Source organism: Mycobacterium sp. 050272, from assembly GCF_039023525.1.
In the GTDB taxonomy this organism is placed as follows: domain Bacteria; phylum Actinomycetota; class Actinomycetes; order Mycobacteriales; family Mycobacteriaceae; genus Mycobacterium.
In genome coordinates this window covers 1-14,736 of sequence record NZ_JBCHKV010000023.1, presented here as the reverse complement: position 1 = coordinate 14,736, position 14,736 = coordinate 1, and the positions used below count along the sequence as shown (strand labels likewise).

General features: G+C 66.1%; 18 protein-coding genes. 14 read left to right on the top strand and 4 right to left on the bottom strand.

The genetic code is table 11. The features are described 5' to 3' along the window. Position 1: 1 nt before the first annotated feature. Positions 2–955 carry a prephenate dehydratase gene (gene pheA, locus AAHS21_RS28590; protein WP_342930804.1) on the bottom strand — a complete coding sequence of 318 codons (954 nt, stop codon included), beginning with the start codon at positions 953–955 and terminating at the stop codon, positions 2–4. Between the two features lie 92 nt (positions 956–1,047). Here pheA and AAHS21_RS28585 point away from each other — a divergent pair, with 92 nt between their 5' ends. The 3 genes from AAHS21_RS28585 (at position 1,048) to AAHS21_RS28575 (ending at position 3,851) form a co-directional block, all read left to right on the top strand. Next, positions 1,048–1,836: a DUF2470 domain-containing protein gene (locus AAHS21_RS28585; protein WP_342930803.1), complete on the top strand. Its 789-nt coding sequence runs from the start codon at positions 1,048–1,050 to the stop codon at positions 1,834–1,836. 51 nt (positions 1,837–1,887) lie between these two features. After that, positions 1,888–3,132 (top strand): LCP family protein, encoded by a 1,245-nt coding sequence (locus AAHS21_RS28580; protein ID WP_342930802.1) that lies wholly within the window; start codon positions 1,888–1,890, stop codon positions 3,130–3,132. Positions 3,133–3,293: 161 nt separating this feature from the next. Next, positions 3,294–3,851 (top strand): ferritin-like domain-containing protein, encoded by a 558-nt coding sequence (locus tag AAHS21_RS28575; protein ID WP_342930801.1) that lies wholly within the window; start codon positions 3,294–3,296, stop codon positions 3,849–3,851. On the opposite strand, the gene AAHS21_RS28570 is transcribed toward AAHS21_RS28575, so the two are convergent. Further along, complete coding sequence (locus tag AAHS21_RS28570) at positions 3,848–4,672, bottom strand: glycerophosphodiester phosphodiesterase (RefSeq protein WP_342930800.1); 825 nt, start codon at positions 4,670–4,672, stop codon at positions 3,848–3,850. The two genes, AAHS21_RS28575 and AAHS21_RS28570, sit on opposite strands and share 4 nt — an antisense overlap. A gap of 4 nt (positions 4,673–4,676) precedes the next feature. Then, the gene (locus AAHS21_RS28565) at positions 4,677–5,723 is read right to left on the bottom strand and encodes a DUF4328 domain-containing protein (RefSeq protein ID WP_342930799.1); all 1,047 of its coding nucleotides are present in this window, start codon (positions 5,721–5,723) and stop codon (positions 4,677–4,679) included. 576 nt (positions 5,724–6,299) lie between these two features. On the opposite strand from AAHS21_RS28565, the gene AAHS21_RS28560 reads away from it, so the two are divergent. The 10 genes from AAHS21_RS28560 to rraA all read left to right on the top strand — a co-directional run bounded on the left by AAHS21_RS28560 (position 6,300) and on the right by rraA (position 12,463). Then, the gene (locus AAHS21_RS28560; RefSeq protein ID WP_342930798.1) at positions 6,300–6,455 is read left to right on the top strand and encodes a hypothetical protein; all 156 of its coding nucleotides are present in this window, start codon (positions 6,300–6,302) and stop codon (positions 6,453–6,455) included. Positions 6,456–6,620: 165 nt separating this feature from the next. Next, positions 6,621–7,244, top strand: a complete 624-nt coding sequence (locus AAHS21_RS28555; protein WP_090608247.1) for a superoxide dismutase — start codon at positions 6,621–6,623, stop codon at positions 7,242–7,244. 197 nt (positions 7,245–7,441) lie between these two features. Next, a complete protein-coding gene (locus tag AAHS21_RS28550) occupies positions 7,442–7,975 on the top strand; it encodes a peptidase (RefSeq protein ID WP_090597853.1) in 534 nt (177 codons plus the stop codon). A 212-nt stretch (positions 7,976–8,187) separates the two neighbouring features. After that, on the top strand, positions 8,188–8,622 hold the full coding sequence (locus AAHS21_RS28545; RefSeq protein ID WP_342930797.1) for a hypothetical protein: 435 nt from the start codon (positions 8,188–8,190) through the stop codon (positions 8,620–8,622). Positions 8,623–9,077: 455 nt separating this feature from the next. After that, positions 9,078–9,476, top strand: a complete 399-nt coding sequence (locus AAHS21_RS28540) for a hypothetical protein (RefSeq protein WP_036471913.1) — start codon at positions 9,078–9,080, stop codon at positions 9,474–9,476. Positions 9,477–9,593: 117 nt separating this feature from the next. Further along, positions 9,594–10,250 carry a DUF6474 family protein gene (locus tag AAHS21_RS28535; RefSeq protein ID WP_342930796.1) on the top strand — a complete coding sequence of 219 codons (657 nt, stop codon included), beginning with the start codon at positions 9,594–9,596 and terminating at the stop codon, positions 10,248–10,250. Between the two features lie 15 nt (positions 10,251–10,265). Further along, complete coding sequence (locus tag AAHS21_RS28530; RefSeq protein WP_342930795.1) at positions 10,266–10,931, top strand: YcnI family protein; 666 nt, start codon at positions 10,266–10,268, stop codon at positions 10,929–10,931. Then, the gene (locus AAHS21_RS28525) at positions 10,928–11,440 is read left to right on the top strand and encodes a copper resistance CopC family protein (protein WP_342930794.1); all 513 of its coding nucleotides are present in this window, start codon (positions 10,928–10,930) and stop codon (positions 11,438–11,440) included. The genes AAHS21_RS28530 and AAHS21_RS28525 overlap by 4 nt, the downstream gene beginning before the upstream one ends. Positions 11,441–11,546: 106 nt before the next feature. Next, positions 11,547–11,984, top strand: a complete 438-nt coding sequence (locus AAHS21_RS28520; RefSeq protein ID WP_342930793.1) for a nucleoid-structuring protein H-NS — start codon at positions 11,547–11,549, stop codon at positions 11,982–11,984. Next, positions 11,984–12,463, top strand: a complete 480-nt coding sequence (rraA, locus tag AAHS21_RS28515) for a ribonuclease E activity regulator RraA (RefSeq protein ID WP_342930792.1) — start codon at positions 11,984–11,986, stop codon at positions 12,461–12,463. The genes AAHS21_RS28520 and rraA overlap by 1 nt, the downstream gene beginning before the upstream one ends. On the opposite strand, the gene AAHS21_RS28510 is transcribed toward rraA, so the two are convergent. Next, positions 12,460–13,929 carry an NAD(P)/FAD-dependent oxidoreductase gene (locus AAHS21_RS28510; RefSeq protein WP_342930791.1) on the bottom strand — a complete coding sequence of 490 codons (1,470 nt, stop codon included), beginning with the start codon at positions 13,927–13,929 and terminating at the stop codon, positions 12,460–12,462. The genes rraA and AAHS21_RS28510 overlap by 4 nt on opposite strands. 77 nt (positions 13,930–14,006) lie before the next feature. Here AAHS21_RS28510 and AAHS21_RS28505 point away from each other — a divergent pair, with 77 nt between their 5' ends. Further along, positions 14,007–14,648 carry a TetR/AcrR family transcriptional regulator gene (locus AAHS21_RS28505; RefSeq protein WP_342930790.1) on the top strand — a complete coding sequence of 214 codons (642 nt, stop codon included), beginning with the start codon at positions 14,007–14,009 and terminating at the stop codon, positions 14,646–14,648. Positions 14,649–14,736: the final 88 nt, after the last annotated feature.

Below are 14,736 nucleotides of genomic sequence, written 5' to 3'. Positions count from 1 at the left end.
TTTACATCCCCCCGCCGGAAGCATCGGCCTGCTCAGGTTTGCCCTCCCGCAGCCGCGCCAGCCAGCGCGACGCCTCATCCGGTGGTGGCGGCCCGATGCCCGTCGCCGAACCCGTCGGCCAGGAACCCAAATACCGCACATCCACACAACGACGGTGCAGCGCCTTGAGTGCCTCGGCGACGGCGTCGTCGTCGATGTGGCCCGCGCAGTCGGCGAAGAACTGATAGGTACCGAGTTCGGTCCGGGTCGGCCGGGATTCGATGCGGGTCAGGTCGATGTCGCGAATGCCGAACTCGCCCAGCGCGGCGAGCAGCGCGCCCGGCGCGTTCTCGATGCGCAACACCACCGAGGTGCGATCGGCGCCGGTGCGCACCGGCGGCGGCCCGGGCCGGCCCACCAACACGAAGCGAGTCCGGGCGTTGGGTTCGTCGACCACGCCTTCGGCAAGGGACTCGAGCTTCCAGTGCGTAGCGGCCAGCGGTGAGGTCACCGCGGCGTCGGCGTCGCCCTTGGCCACCTGCCGCGCGGCGTCGGCGTTCGAGTACGCCGGGCGCAGTTCGGCGGCGGGTAGATTGGCGGCGAGCCAGCGGCGCACCTGGGCGGCAGCCACCGGAAAGGCCGCCAGCGTCTTGACGTCGCCGGCGTTGCGACCCGGTTGGACGACGATGCTGAACGCCACGTCCAGCGTCGTCTCGGCGAAGATCTGCATCGGCGAGCCGTTTGCGAGGCTGTCCAACGTCGGCACCACCGTGCCGTCGATCGAGTTCTCGATCGGCACGCACGCGTAGTCGGTCTCCCCGTTACGGACTGCCTCCAGCGCCGCTGGCGTGCTTTCGATCGGTGTCCGCCGGACCGGGCCCAGCTGTTGGTCAGGGACCAGGCCGGCCGACATCATCTGCAAAAGCGCCGCCTCGGTGAAGGTCCCTTCGGGACCGAGGTAAGTGATGCCGACCACGGTGACAACCCTAGTGGCCTCAATCAAAAAGCGGCCTTGCTTCGGTCTGCGATCTAAGTTAACTTAGGCTTACCTAACGATCGAGGAGAGCGATGTTACCGGTGACCAGCGCCGCGCCGACGACTGCCGAACGCATCCGCAGCGCCTGTGCCCGGGCCGGTGGCGCCCTGCTCGCGGTCGAGCGTGAGGACCCGGTGCCCACGCCGGTGCACCACCTTCTGCACGACGGATCCTTCGCGGTCGCACTTCCCAGTGACAGCACGGCCGATGGCCGGATCGGCGGCTCCCAAGCGCTGCTCGAGCTGACCGACTACGCGCCGCTTCCGCTGCGGGAGCCGGTGCGTTCGCTGGTGTGGGTTCGGGGCCACCTGCACCAGGTCCCGCCCAGCGAGATCAACCCAACCCTCGATGTGATCGCCAGCGAGTGCCCGCATCCCGCGCTGCTGCAGGTCGATACGCCGAAGTGCATGCCGGCCTGCCCGGGCGAAGATCGCTACACCTTGCTGCGGCTCGAGGTTGCGTCCGTCGTGGTTACCGACGCTACCGGCGCCGAACCCGTCGACATCGGGGATCTGCTCGCGGCGAGGCCCGACCCATTCTGCGAGATCGAGTCGAGCCTGCTGTGGCACCTGGACAAAGCTCACGGCGACGTCGTCGCCCGCCTGGTATCCCGGCTGCCGGCGCCGTTGCGGCGCGGACACGTCCGCCCGCTGGGGCTGGACCGGTACGGAGTGCGTTTCCGCGTCGAAGGCGGCGACGGCGACGACCACGACATCCGGCTGCCGTTTCACAAGCCGGTGGATGACATGACCGGGCTGGGCCAGGCCATTCGCGTGCTGATGGGTTGCCCGTTCATCAACGGCTTGCGCGCCCGTCCCTGACCGGGCGCGCCACCCGCCGGCCAGATCGGGCGGGGCACGTAAGTTAGCCGGGTGAACGGCGATCGATCAGCGCACGGCGCACGCCGTGGCCGACCGGTCCCGCCGCCGTCGCGTCCCGAGCCACCGCCGATGCTGCGTCGCCACGACCATCCGCCGCCGTCTGCCACCGACCCGACGGTGCCGCTTCCCCGCATCTCACCGTCGGTCTCCACCGGCACGGCAGCCCCCGGCCCGGGGGCGCCAGGGGACAAGCCGCGATCGCGCGTACGGCCACGCGATCGGTCCGCGCCGACGTCGGATCTGCCGGGCGCGCACCGCAAGCCCAGAAAGCGCCGCTGGGGTCGGGTGATCGCGTCGACGCTGCTGATCGGGTTGCTGCTGGCGGCCGCGGTTGTCCTGGGCGGCGGCTTGTGGTTGGACACAACGCTGCATCGCAAGGCCGTGCTGACCAATTACCCCGATCGGCCGGCATCCAGCCGCGGCACCAACTGGTTGCTCGTCGGGTCGGACAGTCGCCAAGGCCTCTCGGCGGAACAGCAGGAGAATCTGGCCACCGGCGGCGACGTCGGTAGCAGTCGCACCGACACGATTCTGCTGATCCACATCCCCGCGCTGGGGTCGAGCAATCCGGCGACGATGGTGTCGCTGCCGCGCGACTCGTTCGTGCCGATTCCCGGACACGACAAGGACAAGATCAACTCCGCCTTTGCGATCGGCGGGGCCCCGCTGCTGGTCCAGACGGTCGAGCAGGCCACCGGACTGCGGCTCGACCACTACGCCGAGATCGGGTTCAGCGGGTTCGCGGCCGTGGTGGACGCCCTCGGCGGCATCACCGTCTGCCCCACCGCGCCGATCAACGACCCGCTGGCCGGTATCGACCTGCCCGCCGGCTGCCAGAAGCTGGACGGCCGCAACGCGCTCGGATACGTGCGCACCCGCGACACCCCCCGCGCGGATCTAGACCGGATGGTCAACCAGCGGCAGTTCGTCTCGGCGCTGCTGCACCGCGCGGCCAGCCCGACGGTATGGCTCAACCCGTGGCGCTGGTATGCGGTGCCGCACGCCGCGGCCGACGCGCTCACGGTCGACGACGGCGATCACGTCTGGGACCTGGCCCGGCTGGGCTGGGCGCTGCACGGGCCTACCACCACGCTGACCGTCCCGATCGGGGAGTTCACCAGTAACAGCGCCGGCTCGGTAGTGGTATGGAATCACGAGGTCGCGGCCAAGCTGTTCGAAGCGCTGGCCGCCGACTCCGTCGTGCCCGACGCCGCACTCGAAGGGCAGTCACAGTGATTTCGTGACGTTAGTACGAGTCGCAATTCCAGATTGAGTAATGTGAATTTCCTATGGTTAGTAAATATGACCTAGACAAATGCACTTATAGCGTTCTGAGAACTTTCCGAATCGGTCCTGCACTCGTTGCGGCACCCTTCTACCTGCGATAAGCTGCTGACATGGCCGAAGCCGACGCCCCCAAGTCCAAGTTCCACTCATTACTCCAGGAACAGATTTCCCACGAATTCACGAGCTCTCAACAATACGTTGCGATTGCCGTTTATTTCAGCGCCGGCGAACTGCCACAATTGGCGAAGCATTTTTACGGCCGCGCGCTTGAGGAACGCAATCACGCGATGATGTTGGTGCAGCATCTGCTCGACCGGGACGTCCAGGTCGAGATCGCGGGCGTCGACGCGGTGCGCAATCAATTCGACCAGCCGCGCGACGCGCTGGTCCTGGCTCTCGAGCAGGAAAAGATCGTCACCGAACAGATCACCCAGCTGGCCCGAGTGGCCCGCGACGAGGGTGATTACCTCGGCGAGCAGTTCATGCAGTGGTTCCTGCAAGAGCAGGTAGAAGAGGTCGCGGTGATGAAAACGCTGGTGACGGTGTCCGAGCGCGCCGGAGCCAACCTGTTCGACCTGGAGTACTTCGTCGCCCGCGAGGTGGCGACGCAGGGCATCAGCGCGAGCGCCCCGCCGGCCGCGGGCGGCCATCTGGTCTCGCCGGTCTAGCCCCTGCCGTCGAGGGTCCGCGCCTGTTCCAGCCAGGTTTTCGTGCGGCCGGGGTAATTGGTAGCGATCCAGGCCACCCCGACGTCCCGGCAGAAGTCGATGTCGTCGTGCCCGTCCACGGTCCAGCAGTACACCGCCCGACCCTGGGCGGCGGCGCGATCCACCAGTTGCGGATAGTCCTTCAGTGCGACGACCGAAGGCCCGACGGCGGTGGCACCGACGGCCGTGGCCGCGCTGCTGGTCAGGTAACGGGCATTGCGGCCGAGCAACACCGTGGGCAGCAGCGGTGCTGCTCGCCGGATTCGCCATACGGCCGCAGCCGAGAAGGACATCACCACCGCGCGCGACCGGTCGGCCGACGCCGGCGAGGCGATGCCGTAGCGGTGCAGCAGCGCCAGCAGCTTGCTCTCGACCAGCGAGCCGTACCGAACCGGGTGCTTGGTCTCGATGAAAAGCTTCACCGGCCGGTTCCAGTCGAGCACCAGCGATACCAGGGCATCCAGCGTCAGCAGGCTGGTATCCCCGTGGGTGCCATCGGGACGCCAACTGTCGTGCCAGGCACCGAATTCCAGCTCACGCAACTGGGCAAGCGTCATGGTGCTGACCAGACCGGCACCGGTCGAGGTCCGGTCCAGCCGGCGGTCGTGCACGCAGACCAGGTGACCGTCCCGGGTCAGCCGCACGTCGCATTCCACACCGTCGGCACCCTCTTTGAGCGCGAGGTCGTAGGCGGCCAGCGTGTGTTCGGGGCGAGCCGCCGATGCGCCGCGGTGAGCAACGACAAAGGGGTGCCCGGCGACCACCTCGTGGGCCCACGTCATACCCCTATGCTGCCGGTTCCTCCCCCTTCAACTCAACCGGAGCGGCGTCGGACGCGCCGGGCGGAGCCGGGAGATCCGGGGTTACCACAACCCAGCGATGCGTAGGCCGAGCGACGGGTTTGCGTTCGAACCCCTCGTAAATGCGGGCCGCGGCGGCCAGCGTCGCGGCCGCGAACAGGTACCCGAACACCATCAGAACGGTGTTGTTCGCGATGCCCTGAGGATCGGTGGCGAAGCTGGTGACGATGGCCCAGATCGACACCGCGTAACTGAAGACCCACGCGATCCACCACTCCACGATGGGCCGGCGCACCCGAGCGAGATGATCTTCGAGAGCGGCCAGCTCGATGACGTAGACCGGCGCCCACAGCAGGTTGATCAGCGGCACGGCACAGCCGGCCCACAGCGCCGCGACCGAACGATGATCGGCCAGGCCGTAATGCGCGAACACCGCTGCCCGCCGTGCGATCAGCCACAGGACCAGAAACACGCCGGAGGTGATCAACGCGATGAGCGCCGCCACGCTGGCCAGATCCCCCAGCCAGTCCGCCGCGGTCGCCACGATCGAGTTCAGCAAGGTCTTTCGGTTGTAGACCAACAACACATACCGGGCGACGTACACCAGCGCGGCAGCGCCGAGCGTGAGCACGCTGATGAACAGCACGAGACGCACCACCGCGGACGGCGGCGCGGAGGGCGTCGAACCTTCGGGGCCCGCCGCGGCCTGCTCGACGCGGTCGGTCAAGCCCCAGCGCGGGATCACCGCGTAGCGGGGCGTCGGCCCGAGCACGCGTCGTCCTCGCCGCGCGGGCGGTGCGGCGCCCGGACGCACCGCGATCCAGCGGAAGCCCGGCGGCAACCGCGGCGGGGTGCGTTGCGGCGCGACCGGCCGAGCCGGCGCCGGCGGGCTAGCGTGCGTGCCCCAGCGAGGGTCGGCCGCAGCGGTGTCCGGCAATGGTGCGAGCAGCGCACCGCGGCAGCGCGGGCACCACTCGCGGCGGCGGTCACGCACGTTCCACCGAGTGCTGCACTGAGAGCACACCTGGATCACCGGACCAGCGTAGCCCTGGCGACGATGCGGGCTGCTGCAACGCGACCGTCCCCACCGCCGAGCGCGACCCGCTGAAATGCACCGATCCTCCCGGCGGTAGCGGAAAGCACGGCCCACCTCACCAGGGGGCGTCGGTACGCTGCGGCATTCGCCTCCGGCGTCACCAGCGCGCGCCTGTTACGCCGGTCACAGCTACTTCGTGGCTATCCACAGTTTCCACAGGTTTATCCACATGGGGTGTGGGGTATAGACGCAATCAATCAGCAACGAGCGGTTAACCCTGGCCCCAACTGTGGATAACGCTGGCTACTTTTGGCACGCCATCGACAGGCCCGACGAGCAGCCGAGCGAATGGACCGCCCCCTTTGCACAGCGATCGCAGTTGCCCCCGCGAAATCCACGCTGACCTGCAACCCAGACTCGGACGGTCGCCATCGGACAACACGAATCCGCAGCTCAGCGTGTTGTGGTTAGGGACATTTTCCAAGCCCATCGCAAAGAGTTATGATCGCCATCACGAAAAATGTTGTGACTCACCTCACTCCACTGAGGTGGGCGAACGGTGAAAGGCGATCGATGGCGCTGCATTCGTGGGGTTCGGGTAGCCCGGCCGCGTCGAACTCGTATTCCGGATCGCCTGCCTGGAACCACAGTTACAGCATCGCCGCCTTGCGTGCCGGCCTGATCGCGCTGGCATTGCTCGCGGTTCTCGCGCTCATCGTTTTGTCTTGATTACTTCCTCTTGAAACCACGCCGAGGGGGTACTCGGCCCACCGGCCCATTGGGGCAGTCCTTGCGGCGCGTGCTGTCATGGAGCAGGGTTGATTACGCTGAGCCTGTCGCGTGGCGGACTCCGTGCGAATGCGCGTTAAGACGATCATCGAGGAAAGGAATGCCGTGGCTGAATACACCCTGCCCGATTTGGACTGGGACTACGCAGCGCTGGAACCACACATCTCAGGTCAGATCAACGAGATCCACCACAGCAAGCACCATGCGACCTACGTCAAGGGTTTGAACGACGCCATTGCCAAACTCGAAGAGGCCCGCGCCAATGACGACCACGCCGCGATCTTCCTGAACGAGAAGAACTTGGCGTTCCACCTGGGTGGCCACGTCAATCACTCGATCTGGTGGAAGAACCTGTCTCCGAACGGTGGCGACAAGCCGACCGGCGACCTGGCGGCCGCGATCGACGAGCAGTTCGGATCGTTCGACAAATTCCGCGCTCAGTTCAGTGCGGCGGCCAACGGCCTGCAGGGTTCGGGCTGGGCGGTGCTCGGCTACGACACCCTCGGCGACCGGTTGCTGACCTTCCAGCTTTACGACCAGCAGGCCAACGTGCCGCTGGGCATCATCCCGCTGCTGCAGGTCGACATGTGGGAACACGCCTTCTACCTGCAGTACAAGAACGTCAAGGCCGACTACGTCAAGGCGTTCTGGAACGTGGTCAATTGGGCAGATGTGCAGTCGCGTTACGCGGCCGCAACTTCGAAGACCCAGGGCCTTATTTTCGGCTGATTTTTATCTCGTAGAGCACAGGGCGTCACGCGATATCGCGTGGCGCCCTCTGCTTTATCCCGCCGGGACGGCTCGCTTCAGGAAAGGTAACGGCGCGTGGCCGTGTCGAGTTGCAACGCGCCTAAACCGCAGGCATTCTTAACTATTCGAGCTACCAGCGTGGTTATTTCGGACGACGATGTCGTGCGGAGGTCGAGATGGAAACTGGTTCAGGCCAACCGATAGGGGTAGCCCCCTTTCATGCTCGTGGTGCCTTGAAAGGGTTTGTCATCTCCGGCCGTTGGCCCGACTCGACCAAGGAGTGGGCGCAGTTGTTGATGGTTGCGGTGCGGGTCGCATCGTTGCCCGGATTGCTTTCCACCACAACGGTATTCGGCGCCCGTGAGGAACTGCCCGACGAGCCCGAGCCCGACACCGTCGGCCTGGTGCTCGCCGAGGGCACGGTATTTGGTGAATCCGCAATTCAGCCAGGGTATTTCGCGGATCATCAGCCGCCGGCGCTGCTGATGTTGCACCCCCCGTCGGAAACCACGCCGTCGTTGCCGGAATGCACCGGAGCGGCGTCGGGATGCGTGTTGTTGCCGGGGTTGCCCTATTTGGGACTGGAGCACCGGGCGGCGTGGGTCGAAGCGGAAGCCGACGGCACCATCACGTCGATGGTCAGCCGTGTCGGTGTCGACCCCATCAGCCATCCCGACACCGCGATCCTGGCCATGCTGCTTGCGGCATAAGGGAATTCAAACGCTTTAGTTCATAGCCCGAATCCGACGGATACGGGTATCCGAACTTCGACGCCGTCCTGGCGCACCCACGGTTTGCCCGCTGGCCTGAGACCGATAGCGAAGGGGGTAGCCCCGAATCGTCGCGTCGACATACTGGCGAATAGCCCGGCCGGCGAACCGGTCCCAACGGATCGGTGGACGAGACCTTCCAGCGGTGTTCGATGACCGCAGCGGTCGTCAACGACGCGTCGAAAGCTCCCCGAATGCTTGCCCCCACGGTCTCGGTGACGATCGGCCAATTCCCCGGCGCCACGCTGCCGGCACGCCCGATGGCCGTTGGGTCCGCGACCGCGTTCGGTGATGCCCCTGGCGCGAGGGCGGCGCCGACGACGGTCCCATGGGCCCGTACCCGCTTCGTATTGCCGACCATAGTGTCGTCGTTCGCCCTCGCCGACGCGCTGCACATGTGGGCCGCCGTCTTGTTCCTCGAGTTCGGCCCGTGGATAGTGTTCGACGGCGCGCTGAGCTGGCGGTCGGAGGCCATCCCGACGACCGTGGCGGCGGCGCTGACCCCCGTTTCATCGGCAACGGCGCAAACATTGCGACGCCGTCGCACCGAGGCGTGGTATGCGGGGAGGTCACCGGAGACCGGCTAAGGCGCAACGCCGCTCGCACGCGCAAGCCGACCGAGCCCGGCAGTTGCCTCCAGAGGTATCTCTGAGGACTGTTTGCTGCACCCGTCCCCTCTTGGGGCGACAAAAATCAGACCGGACAGCAAAGTATGCTTTCAATAGGTTTTAGCTACCAGTCCGTTGCGAGATATCCGGCCGACACCGTTGCGCCGGCCGCCGCGCTACCTCTCGGCCGCGCGCCGAAGCGTCCGGCTACCAGACTTGCTTTCTGCGGATAACCTGTGAGTTTTGTTCGCTTTATGGACACTGCCGTCATTTAGTTGGACGCTCGTCACGTGTGGATGCAGCGAACCCTCGGGCCGTCACCAGCGAACCCGGCGCCCTTTGCACCTGGTTGCGGACACAAACTCTCGCTACCATGGTCAGCAAATACACTTAGGTAACAGTTTCACTTCTACAGCCCAGTGGAGGTCATATCGATGAGCACGACGTTTTCCGCCCGCCTGAACCGCTTGTTCGACACGGTGTATCCACCCGGGCGCGGACCGCACACCTCAGCGGAGGTGATCGCGGCACTCAAGGCGGAGGGCATCACGATGTCGGCTCCCTACCTGTCGCAGCTACGCTCCGGCAATCGCACGAACCCGTCGTCGGCGACGATGGCCGCCCTGGCCAACTTCTTCCGGATCAAGTCGGCCTACTTCACCGACGACGAGTACTACGAAAAGCTCGACAAGGAGCTGGTCTGGATGTCCACCATGCGCGACGACGGTGTGCGTCGCATCGCGCTGCGCGCCGCCGGGTTGTCTCCCCAGGCGCAGCAGGACATCGTCGAGCGCGTCGACGAATTGCGCCGCGCCGAACACCTCGACGCCTAGCCGGTTGCTTGGGCAGCCGACCTGAACGGCTGCCGTCGACCTGTTCCGATTAGGGTTGCTCTCGGATCGCGTACACACGACAGCGATAGTCCACGAGACACCGGGAGGCGGCCGGGAATGGGCCTGTTTCGCAAGCGAAAGACTCGCGCCACGCGTCGTGCCGAAGCCCGTGCGATCAAGGCCCGCGCCAAGCTGGAAGCCAAGCTCGACGCCAAGAACCAGGCGCGCCGATTGAAGGCCGATCGACGGGCGGCCGAGAGGGCGCTGAACGCGCAGATCAAGTCGCAACGCGACAGCGACCGCGCGGCATTGAAAGTCGCCGAGACCGAGCTCAAGGCGGCACGGGAGGGCAAGGTGTTGTCGCCGACGCGGATCCGTCGGGTGCTGACGGTCTCGCGGCTGCTGGCACCGATCCTGACGCCGGTGATCTACCGGGCGGCGATGGCCGCCCGGGCGATGATCGACCAGCGTCGCGCTGACCAACTCGGGATCCCGCTGGCGCAGATCGGCCAGTTCTCCGGGCACGGCGCCCAGCTGTCGGCGCGGATCGCCGGCTCGGAAAAGTCACTGGCAATGGTGCAGGAGAAAAAGCCCAAGGACGCCGAGACCAAGCAGTTCGTGGCCGCCATCTCCGAGCGGCTCACCGATTTGTCGGCGGCCGTCACCGCCGCGGAGAACATGCCGGCCGCGCGCCGGCGCGCCGCGCACTCGGCGATCTCCTCGCAACTCGACGGCATCGAAGCAGATCTGATGGCTCGGCTCGGACTGACCTGAAAGTAGTGTTCTGACATGGCATTTCGCGACAGGTGGATGTTGCGCGTCTTTGTTGTCGTCTCGGCCGCCGCCGCGCTCTTCGTCGGCTCCGGGAGCGCCACCGCGTGGGCGCACGTCCACGCCAGTGCCGACACCGCTGTCCGGGGCGCCATGGCGATCGTGACCTTTGCGGTCCCCAACGAATCCGACAAGGGCGCCGCGACCACTGCGCTGAGCGTCGTGCTTCCCGACGTCGCATCCGCACGCACCGAAGCGATGCCCGGGTGGACGGCCAAGCTCGACCGCGACACGGCATCCGGCGTCGTGCACTCGGTGACCTGGACGGCGGCACCGGGCGGCGGCATCGGAGTTGACCAGTTCGCGCTGTTTCGGATCTCGGTGAAACTGCCCGACACCGATACCGTCAACTTCCCGGCCACCCAGACCTACGCCGACGGGACGGTCGTCAAGTGGGATCAGCAGCCGACGGCCGGTGGTGGTGAGCCCGAGCACCCGGTGCCCACGCTGACCCTCGGCGCCGGGTCGGGCGCCCCGCATGAGCACCACCATTCGGGCATGCCCGCCGACCACGGCGACGAGTCGACGTCGGGGGACAACATCGCGCGGGTGCTGGGCGGAGCGGCCCTGGTCGTGGCCGCAGTGGGCATCGCCCTGGTGCTGGTCCGCCGCCCTAGGACATGAGGCGGGCGGCCGCCGTCGCATGGGTGAGCCTGCTGCTGGCCGCCTTGCTGTCTACCGCGACGCTGACCGCACAGGTCGCGTCGGCACACGCCACCCGGGTGTCCGCCGACCCCGCCGATGATGCGGTTCTCGCCACCGGTCCGAGCCGGGTCAGTGCCACCTTCAACGAGCGATTGCAGACCACGTTCGCGGCCATGACCGTCGTCGGACCGGACGGCAATGTCTGGTCCACCGGGGACACCACCGTGCAGGGCGCGATCGTCGGCATCGCGCTGCGCCCACTGGGACCGACGGGCTCCTACACGGTGAATTACCGGGTAACGTCCGCCGATGGTCATGTGGTGTCGGGGTCGTGGTCGTTCCGGCTGACGGTGCCCGGTACCGGCACGCCGGGACCCGCCGCCACGAGCAGTGACGCCGGCCACGGCATCCCCGTCTGGCCGTTCGTCGCGGTGGCCGTGGCGATCGTCGGTGCGGGCCTGTTGTTGACCCTGCGCCGCAAGCCCTGATCGACCTGGTCGGCGGGGCGCGATCGCCCGTGCTGGCATGATGGGGTCCGAGTAACTTTTGGCGGGGCTAGGAATGGCCGAGAGAAAGCTGCGAAGGAGCGGCCGCATGGCAGACCCTCAAGATCAACCCAACAGCGAGGCCAACGGCGCAGCGCCGCCGCCGGAGCAGACGCCTCCCGCCAAGGCCGCGAAGAAGGCACCCGCGAAGAAAGCGCCGGCCAAGAAGGCGCCCGCGAAGAAGGCCGTCGCAAAGAAGGCTCCGGCCAAGAAGGCGCCCCCGAAGAAAGCGCCGGCCCAGAGCCCAGCTCCCACGCCACCGAAACCGCCCGCGGCACAGCAGGATCCACCCCCGCCCGATGGTGAAATCGTCGCTGCCGCCAAAGATGCTGCCGCACAGGCGAAATCCACGGTGGAGGGCGCCAACAACCCAGTATCGGTCAACGTTGCACCGTCGGTACCGGGCTCGTCGACGTTGCCACTCGTGGTCGCCGTAGCTCTGAGTCTGCTCGCGATCCTGCTGATCCGGCAACTGCGGCGGCGCTGATGAGCGTCTCATTCGAGGCCACAGCCGACCTCGTCGACCGAATCGGGCCCGACGTGCGCAGCTGCGATCTTCAGTTCCGCCAGTTCGGCGGCCGCACCGAATTCGCCGGACCGATCAGCACTGTGCGCTGCTTCGAGGACAACGCAATGCTGAAATCCGTACTTTCACAACCGGGTGCGGGCGGGGTGCTGGTGATCGACGGCGCCGGCTCGCTGCACAGCGCGCTGGTCGGAGACCTGATCGCCGAACTGGCCCGTTCCAACGGCTGGGCGGGACTGGTCATCAACGGCGCGGTGCGCGACGCCGCCGCGTTGCGCGGCATCGACATCGGCATCAAGGCGCTGGGCACCAATCCCCGCAAGAGCAGCAAGAGTGGTGTCGGTGAGCGCGACGTCGAGGTCAGCCTCGGCGGTGTGACGTTCGTGCCCGGCGAGATCGCCTACAGCGACGACGACGGCATCGTCGTCGTTAGCGGCTAAACCGCTACCGGTGCACGCTTTTTGGTGAACCGCAGGCTCTCGTCGTTGACCTTGCCGCGCCGGATCGTGCGCATGTCGAACAGGTAGTTCTGCTTGAGACGCCACGGTGCCCGCGATCCCGACTTGGGCAGCAAATGCATGGACCGCTGGAAGTAGCCGGGACTGAAGTCCATGAAAGGCAGTTCGTCGACGTCGGTGCCGGGATGCTCCGGCTCTACGTTGTCAAACCCGTTGTCGTCCATGTAGTTCAGGACACGGCAGAAGAACTCCGACACCAGATCGGCCTTCAGCGTCCAGGATGCATTGGTGTAGCCGAAGGTGATGACGAAGTTCGGAACTCCGGAGAACATGCAGCCCTTATAGGTCATCAGCGAGGTGAGGTCGAACGGTTCGCCATTGCGGGTCGGCTGCAGCCCACCGAGCAATTGCATGTTCAATCCCGTTGCGGTGACGATGATGTCGGCCTGCAGCTCCACACCCGAGGTGAGCTTGATTCCGGTCTTGGTGAACCGGTCGATGGTGTCGGTGACGACGTCGGCCTTGCCGTGCCGGATGGCCCGGAAGAAATCACCGTCGGGCGCCAGGCACAGCCGTTGGTCCCACACGTTGTAGCTGGGACCGAAGTGCTTCTCGACGTCGTAGTCTTTCGGCAACCGCCGCTGGGCCATCGTCATCAGCGTCTTTCGCATGTAGGCTGGCCGCTTGCGGGCCAGCTGATACTGGAAGGTGCTGAACGCGATGGCTTTCCAGCGATTCGCGAGGTGCGCCAGCCGAGCCGGAAGCCATCGGTTGAACCGCACCGCGAACGGGTCGGTCCCGGGCAGCGAGCCGATGTAGGTCGGTGAGCGCTGCAGCATCGTCACAAAGCCGGAGCCCGAATTCACCAGGGCGGGAATCAAAGTGATCGCGGTAGCACCCGAGCCGATCACGACGATCTTCTTGCCCGCGTAGTCGAGGTCCTCGGGCCAGTGCTGTGGGTGGACGATCGTGCCGCCGAAGTCTTCGGCGCCCGGGAACGTCGGCGAATATCCCTCGTCGTAGTTGTAGTAGCCGGTACACGCGAACACGAAGGAACAGGTGATGTCGCGCCGCTGGCCGTCGTTCTCGACGGTGAGGGTCCATTGGTTGTCGGCGTCGGACCAATCGGCGGCCACCACGCGGTGGCGGTAGCGGATGTGTCGTTCGATGCCGTTCTCGACCGCGGCTTCCTTGATGTAGGCCTTGATGTCGGCACCGTCGGCGATCGACTTCGCCGAACGCCACGGCTTGAACCGGAACCCGAGCGTGAACATGTCGGAGTCGGACCGGATGCCCGGATATTTGAACAAGTCCCAGGTGCCGCCCAGGTCGTCGCGGCGTTCCAGGATCGCGTAGCTCTTGGTCGGGCAGCGGTCCTGTAGGTGCCAGGCCGCGCTCACGCCGGAGATGCCGGCGCCCACGATGACGACGTCCAGGTGCTCAGTCATGAGGGCCACGTTATCAACGCAGTGTCGAGCTAGTCAACACACTGTCGAAATCATCAACCATGTGTAAAGTAGCGGGCGTGACAACCGCCGGCCAGACCCGCGCCCTGCGCGGCCGCCGCTCGATGCGCCCCTCCGGCGACGACCGCGAGCAGGCCATCCTCGCGACCGCCGAGCGGCTGCTCGAGGAGCGTTCACTCGCCGACATCTCGGTCGACGATCTGGCAAAAGGTGCCGGAATCTCGCGCCCGACGTTCTACTTCTATTTCAAGTCGAAAGAGGCCGTGCTGCTCTCGCTGCTCGAGCCGGTGATCGCACGGGCCGACTCCGAGTTCGACGGTGCCGTGATGCGGCTGCCGAAGGACCCGCGCCGGGTGTGGCGCAACGGCATCAAGGCCTTCTTCACCGAATTCAGCACCCACCGTGCCGTGGCGCGCACCGCGACGGAGGCAATGGCGACCAGCGCCGAGCTGCGGGCGTTGTGGTCGGGATTCATGCAGAAATGGATCGATCAGACCGCCGCCATGATCACCGCAGAGCGAGAGCGCGGCGCCGCGCCGAACACCATTCCGGCCGCCGACCTGGCGACCTCGCTCAACCAGATGAACGAACGCACAATGATGGCGGCACTATCCGCCGAGACACCCGCTGTCCAAGCGGAGCGGGTCGTCGACACCCTCACCCACATCTGGCTCAGCAGCATCTACGGCGAATCCAGCTAGACATCCCAGGTTCGTAAGTTGTCAAGCGGCTTGGGTGTCGGGGGTGTTTTGACGGTGTGCCCAGGCTTTATGTTCGTCGTAGTGGGTT